16 protein-coding genes are annotated in these 14,532 nt (G+C 61.2%); 7 read left to right on the top strand and 9 right to left on the bottom strand.

The features are described from left to right. Positions 1–24 precede the first annotated feature (24 nt). From NKK52_RS28960 to NKK52_RS28930, 7 genes are all read right to left on the bottom strand, one after another. Positions 25–1,530, bottom strand: a complete 1,506-nt coding sequence (locus tag NKK52_RS28960; protein ID WP_023681981.1) for a TadA family conjugal transfer-associated ATPase — start codon at positions 1,528–1,530, stop codon at positions 25–27. A 29-nt stretch (positions 1,531–1,559) separates the two neighbouring features. Beyond that, entirely contained in the window at positions 1,560–2,843 is a 1,284-nt protein-coding gene (locus NKK52_RS28955; RefSeq protein WP_023681982.1) for a CpaE/TadZ family protein, read from the bottom strand. Positions 2,844–2,897: 54 nt separating this feature from the next. After that, entirely contained in the window at positions 2,898–3,635 is a 738-nt protein-coding gene (locus NKK52_RS28950; protein ID WP_023681983.1) for a CpaD family pilus assembly protein, read from the bottom strand. A gap of 14 nt (positions 3,636–3,649) precedes the next feature. Beyond that, a complete protein-coding gene (locus NKK52_RS28945) occupies positions 3,650–5,182 on the bottom strand; it encodes a type II and III secretion system protein family protein (RefSeq protein WP_023681984.1) in 1,533 nt (510 codons plus the stop codon). Beyond that, entirely contained in the window at positions 5,179–5,991 is an 813-nt protein-coding gene (cpaB, locus tag NKK52_RS28940; RefSeq protein ID WP_023681985.1) for a Flp pilus assembly protein CpaB, read from the bottom strand. Before cpaB ends, NKK52_RS28945 begins: the two co-directional genes overlap by 4 nt. A gap of 205 nt (positions 5,992–6,196) precedes the next feature. Further along, positions 6,197–6,715, bottom strand: coding sequence for an A24 family peptidase (locus NKK52_RS28935; RefSeq protein WP_023681986.1), 519 nt, complete (start codon positions 6,713–6,715; stop codon positions 6,197–6,199). 149 nt (positions 6,716–6,864) lie between these two features. Next, a complete protein-coding gene (locus tag NKK52_RS28930; protein ID WP_023681987.1) occupies positions 6,865–7,035 on the bottom strand; it encodes a Flp family type IVb pilin in 171 nt (56 codons plus the stop codon). 347 nt (positions 7,036–7,382) lie between these two features. Between NKK52_RS28930 and NKK52_RS28925 the strand changes: the two genes are divergently transcribed. The 3 genes from NKK52_RS28925 (at position 7,383) to NKK52_RS28915 (ending at position 9,242) form a co-directional block, all read left to right on the top strand. Further along, a complete protein-coding gene (locus NKK52_RS28925; RefSeq protein WP_023681988.1) occupies positions 7,383–7,805 on the top strand; it encodes a pilus assembly protein N-terminal domain-containing protein in 423 nt (140 codons plus the stop codon). A gap of 153 nt (positions 7,806–7,958) precedes the next feature. Beyond that, positions 7,959–8,576, top strand: a complete 618-nt coding sequence (locus NKK52_RS28920; protein WP_050587055.1) for a TadE/TadG family type IV pilus assembly protein — start codon at positions 7,959–7,961, stop codon at positions 8,574–8,576. 30 nt (positions 8,577–8,606) lie between these two features. Further along, complete coding sequence (locus NKK52_RS28915) at positions 8,607–9,242, top strand: TadE/TadG family type IV pilus assembly protein (RefSeq protein ID WP_023681990.1); 636 nt, start codon at positions 8,607–8,609, stop codon at positions 9,240–9,242. 28 nt (positions 9,243–9,270) lie between these two features. On the opposite strand, the gene NKK52_RS28910 is transcribed toward NKK52_RS28915, so the two are convergent. Further along, positions 9,271–10,224, bottom strand: coding sequence for a PhnD/SsuA/transferrin family substrate-binding protein (locus NKK52_RS28910; protein ID WP_023681991.1), 954 nt, complete (start codon positions 10,222–10,224; stop codon positions 9,271–9,273). Between the two features lie 175 nt (positions 10,225–10,399). On the opposite strand from NKK52_RS28910, the gene NKK52_RS28905 reads away from it, so the two are divergent. From NKK52_RS28905 to rpsT, 4 genes are all read left to right on the top strand, one after another. After that, entirely contained in the window at positions 10,400–11,638 is a 1,239-nt protein-coding gene (locus NKK52_RS28905; RefSeq protein WP_023681992.1) for a phosphopentomutase, read from the top strand. Further along, positions 11,631–12,521 carry a bifunctional DNA-formamidopyrimidine glycosylase/DNA-(apurinic or apyrimidinic site) lyase gene (gene mutM, locus NKK52_RS28900; RefSeq protein ID WP_023681993.1) on the top strand — a complete coding sequence of 297 codons (891 nt, stop codon included), beginning with the start codon at positions 11,631–11,633 and terminating at the stop codon, positions 12,519–12,521. The genes NKK52_RS28905 and mutM overlap by 8 nt, the downstream gene beginning before the upstream one ends. 40 nt (positions 12,522–12,561) lie before the next feature. Continuing rightward, on the top strand, positions 12,562–13,335 hold the full coding sequence (locus tag NKK52_RS28895) for an enoyl-CoA hydratase (protein ID WP_023681994.1): 774 nt from the start codon (positions 12,562–12,564) through the stop codon (positions 13,333–13,335). A 159-nt stretch (positions 13,336–13,494) separates the two neighbouring features. Next, complete coding sequence (gene rpsT / locus NKK52_RS28890) at positions 13,495–13,761, top strand: 30S ribosomal protein S20 (RefSeq protein WP_023681995.1); 267 nt, start codon at positions 13,495–13,497, stop codon at positions 13,759–13,761. 26 nt (positions 13,762–13,787) lie between these two features. On the opposite strand, the gene NKK52_RS28885 is transcribed toward rpsT, so the two are convergent. After that, positions 13,788–14,003 (bottom strand): hypothetical protein, encoded by a 216-nt coding sequence (locus NKK52_RS28885; protein WP_155923752.1) that lies wholly within the window; start codon positions 14,001–14,003, stop codon positions 13,788–13,790. Between the last annotated feature and the right edge of the window lie 529 nt (positions 14,004–14,532).

The following is a 14,532-nucleotide window of genomic DNA, read 5'->3' as shown; positions in this document are numbered from 1 at the left end:
TCAGTCCCCACGCCTGGATATGCGTTAGTCAGCGCGTTTCTCCATCGATTCCAGAGCATTGGCGAGGCGCTGTTCCTCGCCATAGTAGCGGGCGCGATCCCAGAAATGCGGACGGCCGATGCCGGTCGACACATGCTCGCCAAGCAGCCTTCCGTTCGAGTCCTCGCCCTTGATGTTGTAGAGCACGATGTCCTGCGTGATGATGACGTCACCTTCCATGCCGATCACCTCGGTGATGTGGGTGATGCGGCGCGAGCCGTCGCGAAGGCGTGCTGCCTGGATGATGACATCGACGGAGCCGACGACGATTTCACGCACGGTCTTCTGCGGCAGCGAATAGCCGCCCATGGCGATCATCGATTCGATACGGTTCAGGCATTCGCGCGGGCTGTTGGAGTGGATCGTTCCCATCGACCCGTCATGGCCGGTGTTCATCGCCTGCAGCAGGTCGAAAACCTCCGGTCCGCGCACTTCGCCGACGATGATGCGTTCGGGCCGCATGCGCAAGCAGTTCTTGACCAGGTCGCGCATGGTCACCTCGCCTTCGCCCTCGAGATTGGGCGGGCGGGTTTCGAGACGTACCACGTGCGGCTGCTGCAGTTGCAGTTCGGCCGAGTCCTCGCAGGTGATGACGCGTTCCTCGCGGTCGATATAGTTGGTCAAGCAGTTGAGCAGCGTCGTCTTGCCGGAGCCGGTACCGCCGGAGATGACGATGTTGCAGCGGACGCGGCCGATAATCTTGAGTATCTCGGCGCCCTGCGGCGAGATGGCGCCGAACTTGACCAGCTGATCGAGCGTCAGCTTGTCCTTCTTGAACTTGCGGATGGTGAGCGCGGTGCCGTCGATGGAGAGCGGCGGCGCGATCACGTTGACGCGAGACCCGTCAGGAAGACGGGCGTCACAGATCGGGCTCGATTCGTCGACGCGGCGGCCAACCTGGCTGACGATGCGCTGGCAGATGTTGAGCAGCTGCTGATTGTCGCGGAAGCGGATGCCGGTCTGTTCGACCTTGCCGTTGACTTCGATGTAGACGTTCTTGGAGCCGTTGACCATGATGTCGGCGATATCGTCGCGGGCGAGCAGCGGTTCCAGCGGCCCGTAGCCTAGCACATCGTTGCAGATGTCGTCGAGCAACTCTTCCTGCTCGGCGATCGACATTGCGAAATTTTTGATGGCGATGATGTCGTTGACGATATCGCGGATTTCCTCGCGCGCGCTCTCGGGATCGAGTTTCGCAAGTTGCGACAGGTCAATGGTGTCGATGAGCGCGGAGAAGACCTGGCTCTTGGTGTCGTAGTAGGTTTCGCTTTTTTCGCGCTGGATCTTTTTTGGCGGCTCCGGCGCCATCGACGGCGCCTCAACGGCACGGCGAGTTGGCGGCGTTGCCAGCGCTCCCGGCGGCGGCGCTGCCGGGGGTCGGGCAAGTACCGCCATCTCCGCAGGCGTTGCAGCAGCCGGCGCCGCTGACGCTGGCTGACGGAACTCCGGGGTGAACCGGCCGCCGTCGTCGGAGCCTCTTTTTCCAAACATGATCGACTACCAATTTCGCTTGAGAAGCGTCATTTCTTGTTACGCGAGAGCTTGCCGAGGAGGCCGCCAAGGCCTGCCTTCTTCCTGGCCTTGATTTCGCTGCGACCGGTCAGCACGTGCGCGATTTCGTTGATCATGCCGACGACCGGGCTCTTGGGATCCATCTCGCCCAGCATGCGGCCGTTGTTCGCGGCATTTCCAAACAACAACGGGTCGAAGGCGATGACCGACATCGGCGTGAGGCTGAGCGGCTCGGCGAAGTCGGAAGCGGAAATCTCGGGCCGTTTCGGCACGCCGGCCTGATTGATGATCAGTTTCGGCGGCGGATCGTTCGGGCGAAGCCGCGTCAGCATATCGACCAGATTCTTGGTGTTGCGCAGATTGGCCAATTCCGGCGTCGCAGTGATGACGATCTCGTCGGCCTTGATCAGTGTGTTCTTGGTCCAGCCCGTCCAGATATGGGGGACGTCGAGCACCAGCAGCGGCACGCTGCGCTGGGCGGTATCGATGAGTTGCGTGAAGGCATCGGGATCGAAATCATAGACACGTTCGAGGGTGGAGGGCGCGGCGAGCAGCGACAGATGTTCGGCGCACTGGGCAAGCAGACGGTCGAGATAAACCTCGTCGACGCGTTCGGGCGAAAACACGGCCTCGGCGATGCCTTGCGCAGGGTCCTGGTCGAAGTTTATGTTGGCCGTCCCGAAAGCCAGGTCGAGATCGGCGACGACCACTTCCGACTTGAACAGCGATGACATCGCCCACGCCACATTGTGGGCGATGGTCGAGGAGCCGACGCCACCCTTGGCGCCGACGAAGGCGATCGAGCGGCCGATCGGCTCGGCTTCCGGATCGACGAAGATCGACGAAACCACCGAGACAATATCGGCCATCGACACGGGCGCGATGACGTATTCGGAAATACCGAAGCGGATGAGTTCGCGGTAAAGACCGACATCGTTGTAGTGGCCGATCACCACGACTTTAGAGGAGGGATCGCAATATTCTGAAAGCTGGGCAAGCTGCTCCAGCAACTGCTTCGGTTCGCTGCGCGACTCCAGAAGGATGAGGTTCGGCGTCGGCGCGGATTGGTAGAATTCGATCGCCGTGGCGATGCCGCCCATATGCACTTTCAGATGCGCCTTGGCCATGCGGCGATCCTCGCCGGCCCGCTCCACCGGATGCGCGACACCTTCCGTCTCGCAAAATGCCTGGATGGAAATACGCGGAACCGGCCGCAGCGCCTGCATCGCGGCAATATCCAATTGCGAGCTGTCGCCGCCGTCTACGGGCGTATCGTAGGCAAGATTGCTCATTGTCATGCTCTTTTCCGTGACTTCTCTTCCGGTCTCTACGCGGGACCGGCGCTCCTAGTACGTCACTTCCGAATTGCCGAGGAACTCGTCCGAAATACCTCTGCCGCGGTAGACGTCGATCACCGCGCCGCGGTTCTCGGCGTCGATGTCGGACGACTTTCTTGGCCCGAGCAGATCGGTCGGATTGGCGAGTTGCGCGGCGAGGTTGTTTTGAGACGAGCAGCCGTAATCGGCGTAGTGCTTGTTTTCGGAGGTTTCGAGGATGTCTTCGGGCCAGCGCCCGCATTTGTCGGTCTGGGCTCTCACCGAAATATAGGAAACGCGGATAGGCGCCGACGCTTCCGGGGAAACCGACTGGTAGGAGGTCACCACGATCCGGTTTAGCTTGATGCCGCTGGCAACCGCCAGCCTTGCGAAATCGCGCGCCGCGGCAGTCGCCGCGACCTCATTAGCCGAGCCGATCGGGGTTGCGATCGTCAGCGCCGGGGCAGCGCTCTTGTCGTAACCGTCGAGGAAGCCCAGAAGCGTGTCGCGCTGCGAGCCGGTCATGCCGCGATCGCCGGCGCCGACCGGGAGGTCGAGCTTCTGGTTCTTCTCAGCAATTACGATCGGATGCGTGGTGCGATAATCATCGGGAATCGCCCCAACCGTGATGCTGTCGCGCTTAGCGCAACCGGCAAGCGAGGCGGCGATCGCGACCGCCAGGATCGGCATTGCCGATCGGCGGATCCGGCCACGGCCAGACCATGCCGTTGCGGCAATCGCCAGTACCTTTGATGCTGACTGAGACATGTCCGCTTCCCCGCTTACTTGTAGATGAAGCCGACAACGCCGTGGTAGCGGCCGTTGGGCTTGTCGGTCTGCATGGTGCCGTAGACGCGGTTGACGCGGCCAAGGAACATGGCCGGACCATCGCCGGCGGCATTGAAATTGTCGTCCGGCTTAGCCAGGTCGTTGCGCGCCACCGGCCGAGCCAGATAAGGCGTGATGATGATGACCAGTTCAGTTTCATTGCGGACGAAATCGCGGCTGCGGAATAGCGTGCCGAGCACCGGGATCTTGGTCAGGCCGGGCAAGCCCGATACAGCCTGGCGGACGTCGTCGCGAACGAGGCCGGCAATCATCATCGAACCGCCCGACGGCAATTCGACGGTGGTGTCGGCAAGTCTCTTGCGGATCGACAGAAGCGTCAGGCCGGGCAAGCTGCCGCCGCCTTCCAGGGTGGTAGCACCTTCCGAGGTCGGCTCCGAAACCGATGTTCTGACCTTGAGGCTGATCCGACCCGCCGACAGCACAACGGGCTGGAACTCGAGGCCTATGCCGTATTCCAGCTTTTCGTTGGTGTAGGTGACCTGGCCGGTCTGGTTGTCGGTCGAAACGTTGTTCGTACGTGCCGTGATGAGATTGAATTCGCCGCCGACCCTGAACGTTGCCTTCTCGCCCGAAACCGCGGTGAGGGTCGGTTCTGCAAGCGTCTTCATGACGCCGCTTTGCTCCATGGCATTGATGTAGGCTTTGAGGCCACTGCCGCCCAAGTTAAAGCCTGAATTCTGCGAAAGCGGCTTTCCCAAACCGTAGTTGGGCGAACTCAGCGCACCGTAAGCGATGCCGTCCATGCTGCCGCTGCCAACCATGTTGACGCCGAGCTGCTTCATCACCGAGCGGCTGACTTCGGCCACGGTCACCTTCAGCGTCACCTGGTCGTCGCCGATGATCTGTAGCAGGTTGACGATCTTCGAGACCCGGCGTTCGGCATCCGGGTTGTTGATGTCGACGCCGCCATTGGCATTGCCGCCGGCCGCGGTCTGCGAATACTGGCCCGTCGTCGCTTCACCTCCGGACACGAAGATGGTTGCCAGATCGACGGCGCGCTTGGCATCGAGCGGCGTATCCACCGTCCCGGTCAGGACGACGTTGTCGTTCAGCAATTCGACCTTGATCTCGGCATTCGGAAGGAAGCGCTTGAGGTAGTCTTCCAATCCGGCGACGTCGCGTTCGACGGCCAGATCCAGGCTGGCAATCTGCTCGCCATTGGGACCGAAGACGAAGATGTTGGTTTCGCCCACCGACTTGCCGAACAGATAGATGCGCCTTGCGGTGCGGGTCACCGCATCGGCGACCGCGGGATTGGCGACAAGGATGTCGTAGGCGTCGCTCGGCAGATCGATGACGACCGATTTGTTGAGGCCGAGCTTGACACGTTGCGTGGCGGTCGAGGCCGTGACCCCGACGCTCTTTCCGGCGGCCTTGGCGTCGCCGAGGCCACTTGCATGGGCTCCGAGGAAAAGCAGGCCGACGGCTGCAGCCATGGTGACCGGCAGTTTAGCGACTAACCTCATTTCCTTGCCCCTACTTCGGAAACTTCGCCCGATTTGATCAACCGCACCGTTCCGCGCCGCCCACTGCCGGAAACGAGGTAGTCGGCTTCATCGGTACCCTTTTCCTTGTTGTCGGTGATCGAGCGCAGCGCCAGCGTCAGGCGATCGGCCATCTGCTGGGCGACGGTTATGATCTCGGCCTGCTGCGGCGTCAGCTCCAGCGTCGCCGTCTGTCCGACCCTGGTCTTCTTGCCTTCCTCGTCCTCCTGGATGGTCTGATCGATCGCCAGGACGCGGATGTTCTTGAGGATGGTCTCGGTGGTGAATCCGCTGCCGCCGTTGCCGGTGTCGGATCTGCGGGTCATGATGACGTCGACAAAATCGTTGGGCAGGATGAACCCGCCTGCCGACGTGTCAGCCGAGATCGCGGTGGCGACGGCACGCATGCCGGTGGGCAGGATCGAAGACATGAAGCTTTGCCCCTCGCCGATCAGCTTGGAGCGCCGCAGCGGCTCACCGGTGTACATCGCCATGCGGGCGACGGAGCCCTTCAGTTTCTCCCGCGCTTCGGGTTCGGCGGCACGGGTGATGAAATTCGCATTGATGCCATCGGACGGCCAGGACTCCCAGCTGAGATTGTTCTCAAGTGGGCTGCCCATCGGCACGTCGCCGGAAAGCACGAGCACATCCTGCAAGGCAATGGCCGGCGCCTGCGGGGCATCGGCGACGACCTGCTGGGGCGGGACCGCCACCATATTCTTGGCAACATAACCTGCACCACCCGCCGCAGCCACCGCCACGCCCAGAATAATCAGTCGGGATGCTGGCATCTGTCCGAACCCTCGCCTTTAGGCAACCACCTAGCCAGGCCGGACTTTGCAGCGGCAATCGTCAAAACAAGGTTAATGCAATGCTTACGATCGTGATTAATTTAAGGTTTACATAAATTGGACGGACCCGTGCTCCGACGACAGAAAGGGCGACCAGCGGCCTCTTTTCAGACCGATGTCGGAGCGGCAAAGGTTGCTTGCTGCTTCAGTTCGCCAGCTTTGCCAGTGCCCAAACCATCAGGGGTGAATCCGGATAGGTCAGCAGCCCGCCAATGCCGAGTGCAATGCCGTAGGGAACGCCAGTCGTGTCGTCGGCGAAATGGCGCAGGAATACATTGTGGCTGGTGTAAATCGCCAGCGGCGATTTCCGGTAGAGAAGGATGGCGAGCGTCAGCAGTCCGCCGATGAACGTCGATATCACGAGATACTCGACAACGTGAATGTTGAACCCCATCCAGACGGCGGTGCCGGCGAGCAGCTTGGCGTCGCCGCCACCCATGCCGCCGAGTGCAAACAGACCGAACGTCACGGCCAGCACTAGGGCGCCGGCGGCGAAATGCCAGCCATAGGTTGCCCAGTCCATGGCCGTCAGCGGCGCAACCAGCGCAAACACCGCCAGCAGCAGCACCGGTACGCGGTTGGCGATCGTCATCGACAGCATGTCGGAGATCGCGGCGAAGAGCATGCAAAAAGGAAAGATGACGAAGATCAACGCTTCGAGCATGGGCGCGACACCCTGTTGCCAACTGTGTCCAGCCTCAGCCTAGACATATATGATTAACGATCGATGAGACTGGGTTACTCAAAACCGCCCGACGCGATGAAATAAGGGCCGCCAGTCAGGCGGCCCCTATCTCTAAGGCAACCAGGGTATTACGAACCACTCACCTTACCGGCGATGGCGATGAACTTGTTGTTCAGGGCGTTGCCGAGCTGACCAGCGCCAAAAATGATGGCAAGCGCGATGAGAGCGGCGATCAGACCGTATTCGATAGCGGTCGCGCCGGATTCGTCCTTCGCGAAACGTGCGATGAGATTAGACATTCGAGAGCTCCTACTCCACGTGTTACAGCACTTCCGTCAACTTCTGTGGTGGTTGATCGGATGCTGCCAATCTACGGAGAAGCTCTTTCAATCGGCTTAATAAACAGCCTTACCGATTCCTTTCCCGCTTCGAACAGCTTGCGTGGTTAACCGTAAACTAAACGCTGGACAGTAGCTCGCCTGCCCGTGAAGAGCTGTAATTTCACGGCTATCGGCAGGATGCATTGTTACATTAGCTGGCAGCAGGATTGGTGCGAATACCCCGGCGCCGGTCAAGGGTTTAACCGTTGGTTCACCAATCTCCTTCATGTTTCTTTGAACAAGTTTTGCCGCTGTGGAGCGCCTTGATGACTGCCATGAAATCGTCATTCCTGCTTGTCGCGCTTCTCGCCGTCCCGGCTTTTGTGCTGCCGGCCAAGGCCGGAGCCGGCATCGAAGTGACGATGAATCAGGCCAAGATCGTCAAACTGACACGCCCCGCCGACACCATAGTCGTCGGCAATCCGGCGATTGCCGACGCCTCCGTCCAGGATGCATCGACGATCGTACTGACTGGCAAGGGGTTCGGCGTCACCAATCTGGTTGTCCTCGACCACGATGGCAGCCCGATCGTCGACGAGCAGGTGACCGTGGTGCGCCAGGACGCGTCGTCCGTGCGTATCTACAGGCGCGCCTCGGTACAGACCATGTCCTGCACGCCCTATTGCGAAAGCTCGTACAAGAGCGACTCGGAAAAGTCGTCCGAAGCCGAGATGAGCGCTGGGCAGTAAGCGCCTCAGTTGGCTCGATTGTCTCGGGAAAGCCGCGTCGGTTAGCGGCCGGTTAATGTCGCCTGGTCGAATTTAACGGTCATTCAAACCGGAGCTAAATGGGTTCTTGATAGTGGTGCTGACGGTACCGCATCAGGATCGCAGGAACGGGATATGGGCGACGTTTTGGACGAGGATTCAGAACGCGAGATCTGCAAGGCCAAGGCAGGGCGCGTGACGTTTGCCCGTCGTTTCCTTCGTGATCGGCGCGGCAGCACGGCGATAGAATTCGCGATGCTTGCGCTACCGTTTGCGGCTCTCGTCTTCGCCATCCTCGAGAGCTGCGTTTCATTTGCCGGACAGGAGGTGATGGCCAACATCACCGATGATATCGCCCGTCAGTTGCGTACTGGCCAGTTGAGGCAAGCCGATGTGACGGAAGAGAAGCTGAAGGGCTTGGTCTGCGCCAGACTCGAGATCATTGTCGCGAAGGGTTGCCCCGGTTTGCTGGTGGATCTGCGCCCGTTCAAGACCTTTGCCGGGGCAGCCAGTGCGGGTTTCACGATTTCCGGCTCGACCATCACGCTGACGGGCAAGGATCCGGATACAGGCAAGGACCCGGCTTTCGGGACCCCTACAATAGGTCCGGCAGAATCAAAGAACATGCTGCGGGTCTTTTACCCTTGGCCGGTCATGACCGATTTCATGGCTCAATACATGTCGAATATGGATGGCGGCAAGACTCTGCATTACGCGACGACAACGTGGCAAAACGAGCCATTTGACAACTGAAATTGCACGTGTAAGCAAAAGGAAAAGTGCATGTTTCGTGCGGGGGCACATCCGGGGATGTCGGTTAGCTGGAAGAGAGCGGCGCGGTTTTTTTCCGATCGGCGCGGCATAGCGGCCGTCGAGTTTGCCCTCATCGTGCCTGTCTTGCTGATCATGTATTTCATTACGATGGAGGCCTCGCAAGCCATCGAGGCCAGCAAGAAGGTCAGCCGCATCAGCTCCATGGTTGCCGACCTCGTCACGCAGCAAACGTCGGTGGTCAACGCAGATCTCACCGACATCATGAAGATCGGCAACTCCAGCCTTCAGCCTTACAACCGCTCGGTCGCCAATATCTCCATTACGGCAATCGACATCAGAACCGACCCGAACAATCCGATACCGCAAGCAAAGGTGGCGTGGTCCTGGAGCGTGCTGGATGGGAAGACTGGCCGCGACTCCAACCCGACAACTTCCACCACCGTTCCGGCGACGCTCAATGTTGCGGGGACTTTCCTCATTCGTGTCAAAACCACTCTAGCATACCAACCGATCATCTCCTGGTCGGAAGGCTCCGAAAAGCCGCTCGGATTTATCTCGGCCTTCAACGAAGGCAAGATAACGATGAGCGAAACCTACTATCTCAGGCCGCGCCGGACCACGTCGATCCCCTGCAGCGATTGCTGAAGCAGCTCTGGCCCATCCGACCCCGGCTTTATTGCGCGCCGCTGTCGGTGCTGCCCGACACCAGGCGCACGATGGAATCGGCCATCGCATAGTCACTCGCAGCGGCGAGCGTGAACCCTCCCGAATGTTTCGATTCCACGAAATCGTAGACTTCCGGCGACTGCGATCTGAGATTGGTGAGGAAGACGGTCAGTCGGCGTTTGGCTTCGGGGTCGAGATCGCTGCGGACGGCGTGAGGGCCGTATCTGAGCACGCCGGAGGTCCAGATGATCTGGAGCGCGGCTTCTGGAATGCCCGCCGCCTCCAGTCGCGCCGCCGTGCCGTCCGGATCAGCCGGCTGATCGCCAGCAATCGCCGTCCGGTTTTCCGCCGTGGCCCGCTCCCAGCCGAACAAGGCATCGGCCTGGCCATCGACCAGCATCGCTTCTGCGGCGGCAGCCGAGCCGGCATGAGCGAGGAATGGCGCATCCTGGCTGATCTTGATGCCGTCGGCCGCCAGCCCGGCGAGCGGTAGAAGCGAACCGCCGACATTGTCGGAAGGCGCCATGGCGATGCGGTGCGTTTCCAGGGCCGCGAGATCGGAAAGCCTGCCGTCGCGCGTCAAAAGCACGGAGCGGATGCCCGTGGCACCGTCGGCATCGACCGGCGCCACAAGAGGTTCGACGCAGCCGCAGCGCTCCGAGGCGGTGGCGTAGGCGGTCGCCGAATAGACCGCGTACTGAATCCGGCCAATGGCCTGTGCCTCTATCAGCGCCGCATAGTCATGCGCGACGACGAATTCCACCTTCATGCCGAGCGCCCTGCCGTAGGCGTCAGTCAGCATGGCCAGACCCGGAACCGTGTTGCCGGCGCCCGGCTCGGCAACGATGCCGATCCGAAACGTGCCGATCTGGTCGCGCCAGTCGGCGTGCGCGGCGAGCTGCGAGGCCAGCAGCGCTACAGTGGTCGCCAGTGCACTCCAACCCAGGTCAGCCCGTCTCATCGATCCATGCCCCGCACGCCGTTCCTTGAAGCGCATCGCATGTCTCAAGGATGCGTACAGCGCGCCTGCCCGACTTCGCGACCATCGCGTCAGGCCGTTGCCGCCTGGTTTACGATTTGCCAATGCCGCGACGGGACCTTATGTCTGGTCAACCAGACTGGCAATGACGGCACCGATGGCACGCGCTTTCCTCTTCGTTCTCGATTCTTTCGGCATTGGCGGCGCCGCCGATGCCGAACCCTATGGCGACGCCGGCTCGAACACATTCGGACATATCGCGCTGGCCTGCGCGGAAGCCCGCGCCGATCGCGAGGGCCTGCGCGAGGGACCGCTGAAGGTGCCCACCATGGTTTCGCTCGGTCTCGGCCGCGCAGCAGAAACCGCAACCGGCTTCCAATTCGACAGCAAAGCCGCTGTTTCAGCCTCCGCTTTCCACGGCGCCGCGCAGGAGATTTCGAGCGGCAAGGATACGCCGTCGGGTCACTGGGAAATCGCCGGGCTGCCCGTGCGGTTCGACTGGGGCTATTTCCCCGATAAGGTGCCCACCTTCCCTGCCGAACTGACCGAAGCGATGATCCGCGAGGGTAAGGTGCCGGGCATTCTCGGCAACTGCCATGCGCCCGGCACGGAGATCATCGAGCGCTTCGGCGAGGAGCATATCCGCACTGGCCAGCCGATCTGCTACACCTCGGTCGATTCCGTCCTGCAGATAGCAGCGCACGAAGTTCATTTCGGCCTGGAGCGGCTCTACGAGTTCTGCAAGACGGTACGCCGGCTGGTCGATCCGCTGAAGATCGGACGGGTGATCGCACGGCCTTTCCTGGGCGAAACATCGGCCACCTTCGAGCGCACCTACAACCGCCATGACTACGCCGTGCCGCCGCCTGAGCCGACGCTGCTCGACCGCTTGACCGGGCGCGGCAGCCGGGTGATCGCGGTCGGCAAGATCGGCGACATCTTCGCCCATCGCGGTATCTCGGAAGTACGCAAGGCGCCCGGCAACATGGCAATGTTCGACAAGGCGCTGGGTGCGATGGACGATGCCGGCGACGGCGACCTGGTGTTCGCCAATTTCGTCGACTTCGACACCGATTTCGGCCATCGCCGCGACGTCGCCGGCTATGCTGCAGCGCTCGAAGCCTTCGACCGCCGGCTGCCCGAGGCACTGGCAAAGCTGAAGCCGGGCGATCTGCTCATCCTCACCGCCGACCATGGCAACGATCCGACATGGCGAGGCACCGACCACACGCGCGAACGCGTCCCGGTCATCGGCACCGCACCGGGTCTCACGGGCGGCGACATCGGGCTCAGGACCACCTTCGCCGATATCGGCGAGACGGTCGCCGAACACCTCAAGCTGGCGCGCGGCCGCCACGGCGCTTCCTTCCATGCGGCGATAGGCGGCCATGCCTGAACTGCCCGAGGTCGAAACCGTCCGGCGCGGCCTGCAGCCGGTTCTGGAAAGCGCGCGGATCGTACGCGTCGAGGCGCGCCGGCCCGATCTCAGATTTCCGTTTCCGGCGAAATTTGCGCAGCGGCTGACCGGCAAGACGGTCATCGCGCTTGGCCGCCGCGCCAAATATCTCACCATACACCTGGACGATGGCCCGGTGATGATCTGCCATCTCGGCATGTCGGGCTCGTTCCGCATCGAGACCGCCGATGAGAAAGAGACGCCCGGCACGTTCCATCAAGAGCGCTCGAGGAATGCCAAGCACGACCATGTGGTGTTCCATGTCGTGTCGCCTGTCGGCGTCCAGTCTCGCGTGGTCTTCAACGACCCGCGTCGGTTCGGCTTCATGCTGTTTGCGGAAGGCCTGGCCGAGGCGCATCCGATGCTCGCGGGACTGGGCGTCGAGCCGACCGGCAATGCGCTGGAAGGCGCCCTGCTCGCCTCTCTGCTGAAGGGCCGCAGATCGCCGTTGAAGGCGGCGCTGCTCGACCAGAAGCTGATTGCCGGGCTCGGCAATATCTATGTGTCGGAAGCGCTGTGGCGCGCCGGCCTTTCGCCATTGCGCGAGGCAGGCACCATCGCCGGGACCAGCAAGAAGGCCAAGGAACAGAGCGAACGACTGGCCGAGGCAATCCGTTCGGTGATCGCCGATGCGATCGCCGCCGGCGGGTCTTCGCTGCGCGACTATGTGCACACAGACGGGTCGCTGGGCTATTTCCAGCATTCCTTCGCGGTCTACGATCGCGAAGGCGAGCCCTGTCCGACGCCCGGCTGTCGCGGCCACATCGAGCGCATCGTGCAAAGCGGCCGCTCGACCTTTTATTGCCGGACGTGCCAGCGGTAAGCTAGACGGTCCTTCAGTGCCGCAACCAGGAGGCCAGCCCATGAGCTATGAAACCATCATCGTCGAGACGCGCGGCAAGGTCGGCCTGATCACGTTGAACCGGCCTAAGGCGCTCAACGCGCTGAACGCGCAGGTGCTGGCGGATTTGCTGACGGCGGCAAAGGGGTTCGACGCCGATCCCGGCATCGGCGCCATGGTCATCACCGGTTCCGAGAAGGCTTTTGCGGCGGGCGCCGACATCAAGGAAATGCAGGCCGTCACCTACGCGGAGGCCTATGTGCAGGATTTCTTCGTCGGCTGGGAAGAGTTTACCCGTGCGCGCAAGCCGATGATCGCCGCTGTCGCGGGCTATGCGCTGGGCGGCGGCTGCGAACTGGCGATGATGTGCGATTTCATCATTGCCGCCGACACGGCCAAGTTCGGCCAACCCGAAATCACGCTTGGCGTCATTCCCGGCATGGGCGGCTCGCAACGGCTGACCCGCTTTGTCGGCAAGTCGAAGGCCATGGACATGTGCCTGACCGGTCGGATGATGGATGCCGCCGAAGCCGAGCGCAGCGGCCTGGCCTCGCGCGTCGTGCCGGCCGGCGAGTTGATCGAGGAGGCGATGAAGGCCGCGGCCAGGATATCAGAGTTTTCACTGCCATCGGTGATGATGGCCAAGGAGGCAGTCAACCGCGCCTACGAGACGACGCTGGCGGAGGGACTGCGCTTCGAACGCCGGCTGTTCCACTCGCTGTTTGCGCTCGACGACCAGAAGGAAGGGATGGCAGCCTTTGCCGAGAAGCGGAAGCCGAATTTCACCAATCGCTAGAGTGGCGGCGGCGAGGACCAAAAAGAAGCCAAAGCGGCGTTGACGCGCCGGAAAAGCTGAACTATAAGCCGCTCCAACCGAGGCGGCCGTTGGCTGCCCGTTTGTTTTTTGCGCCCTGCGGCATCCCGCATGCGCCCACCAGATCAGAAGAGAGGCATCATGGCCAATACCTCCTCGGCCAAAAAGGCAACGCGCAAGATCGCCCGCCGCGCAGCGATCAACAAGAACCGCCGCTCGCGCGTGCGTACATATGTCCGCCAGGTCGAAGAGGCACTGGCTGCCGGCGACAAGGCAGCCGCGCTGGAAGCCTTCAAGACCGCAGAGCCGGAATTGATGCGCGCCGCGACCAAGGGCGTGATCCATAAGAATACGGCATCGCGCAAGGTGTCGCGTCTGGCTCACCGCCTCAAGGTGCTGTCGGCCTGATTGACCGTTCCTGAACTGTCGTTCTTTCAAACCCGGCCAATCGTGCCGGGTTTTTTCGTTTGCCGGCAAGCACTTAAAAAGAACGGCCGCAAAGCACGCCCGAGCCGCATTCCAGAGTCTGGAATGCTTTGCCGGCACATACACTCCCACTGATATTCCAATCCGCCGAAACGGCCCACGCCAATAAATTTGGCTGTCACAAATTGCTGATATTTTTCAACGACTTGCTGGAAGTGATCCACAGCTTGTTCACATCGCCTGTGGGCGATAGGCAGCAAGTTGGTGTCAAGCGAATTATTTCAGAAAATTTCAAACCGCACAGCCATTTTCATATTCGCGGCAAAAGGGTTTGAATCCCAATGGCTTTGTCAAAATATGCGCTTCCAGCACGGAGCCCGAACCGTTGTTCACTAACCAGATTCCTTAAAAATCCGTTAGAGGTGGCCTTGCCCTATCCACAGCGATTTCGGTAATGTCGGTCTATCGAAAGGGACGGGCCATTAGCCCTTAACCCAGCCTGAATCGGCCAGCTAACAGTGGCAGAATTCATGACGTGGATCAATTCCGCGAACGGGTATGGCTTGCCTTTTCGATACGATAGGGGACTGGCGTAATTGTACATGGCAGCTTGATGGCGCACCGGCGTTTTCGCCGGGTAGCACCGCTTTGCCCGAACATGTCAGACGGACTGGCTTTAAGCAGCCGGGACCCATCCCATTCTGACGAGGCAACGTCATCCGCCGGCGGCGGCGGTGGTGTTGTAGCGAAGAT

The sequence above is a fragment of the Mesorhizobium sp. C277A genome, from assembly GCF_040324395.1.
Lineage (GTDB): Bacteria > Pseudomonadota > Alphaproteobacteria > Rhizobiales > Rhizobiaceae > Mesorhizobium.
Note: the sequence above shows the minus strand (reverse complement) of the source record. Positions and strands in the feature narration are given on the sequence as shown.

Excerpts from the sequence above, each read along its gene's own strand:
- NKK52_RS28960 (WP_023681981.1), bottom strand. The coding sequence starts at position 1,530 with ATGTTTGGAAAAAGAGGCTCCGACGACGGCGGCCGGTTCACCCCGGAG.
- NKK52_RS28955 (WP_023681982.1), bottom strand. The coding sequence starts at position 2,843 with ATGAGCAATCTTGCCTACGATACGCCCGTAGACGGCGGCGACAGCTCG.
- NKK52_RS28950 (WP_023681983.1), bottom strand. The coding sequence starts at position 3,635 with ATGTCTCAGTCAGCATCAAAGGTACTGGCGATTGCCGCAACGGCATGG.
- NKK52_RS28945 (WP_023681984.1), bottom strand. The coding sequence starts at position 5,182 with ATGAGGTTAGTCGCTAAACTGCCGGTCACCATGGCTGCAGCCGTCGGC.
- cpaB (WP_023681985.1), bottom strand. The coding sequence starts at position 5,991 with ATGCCAGCATCCCGACTGATTATTCTGGGCGTGGCGGTGGCTGCGGCG.
- NKK52_RS28935 (WP_023681986.1), bottom strand. The coding sequence starts at position 6,715 with ATGCTCGAAGCGTTGATCTTCGTCATCTTTCCTTTTTGCATGCTCTTC.
- NKK52_RS28930 (WP_023681987.1), bottom strand. The coding sequence starts at position 7,035 with ATGTCTAATCTCATCGCACGTTTCGCGAAGGACGAATCCGGCGCGACC.
- NKK52_RS28925 (WP_023681988.1), top strand. The coding sequence starts at position 7,383 with ATGACTGCCATGAAATCGTCATTCCTGCTTGTCGCGCTTCTCGCCGTC.
- NKK52_RS28920 (WP_050587055.1), top strand. The coding sequence starts at position 7,959 with ATGGGCGACGTTTTGGACGAGGATTCAGAACGCGAGATCTGCAAGGCC.
- NKK52_RS28915 (WP_023681990.1), top strand. The coding sequence starts at position 8,607 with ATGTTTCGTGCGGGGGCACATCCGGGGATGTCGGTTAGCTGGAAGAGA.
- NKK52_RS28910 (WP_023681991.1), bottom strand. The coding sequence starts at position 10,224 with ATGAGACGGGCTGACCTGGGTTGGAGTGCACTGGCGACCACTGTAGCG.
- NKK52_RS28905 (WP_023681992.1), top strand. The coding sequence starts at position 10,400 with ATGGCACGCGCTTTCCTCTTCGTTCTCGATTCTTTCGGCATTGGCGGC.
- mutM (WP_023681993.1), top strand. The coding sequence starts at position 11,631 with ATGCCTGAACTGCCCGAGGTCGAAACCGTCCGGCGCGGCCTGCAGCCG.
- NKK52_RS28895 (WP_023681994.1), top strand. The coding sequence starts at position 12,562 with ATGAGCTATGAAACCATCATCGTCGAGACGCGCGGCAAGGTCGGCCTG.
- rpsT (WP_023681995.1), top strand. The coding sequence starts at position 13,495 with ATGGCCAATACCTCCTCGGCCAAAAAGGCAACGCGCAAGATCGCCCGC.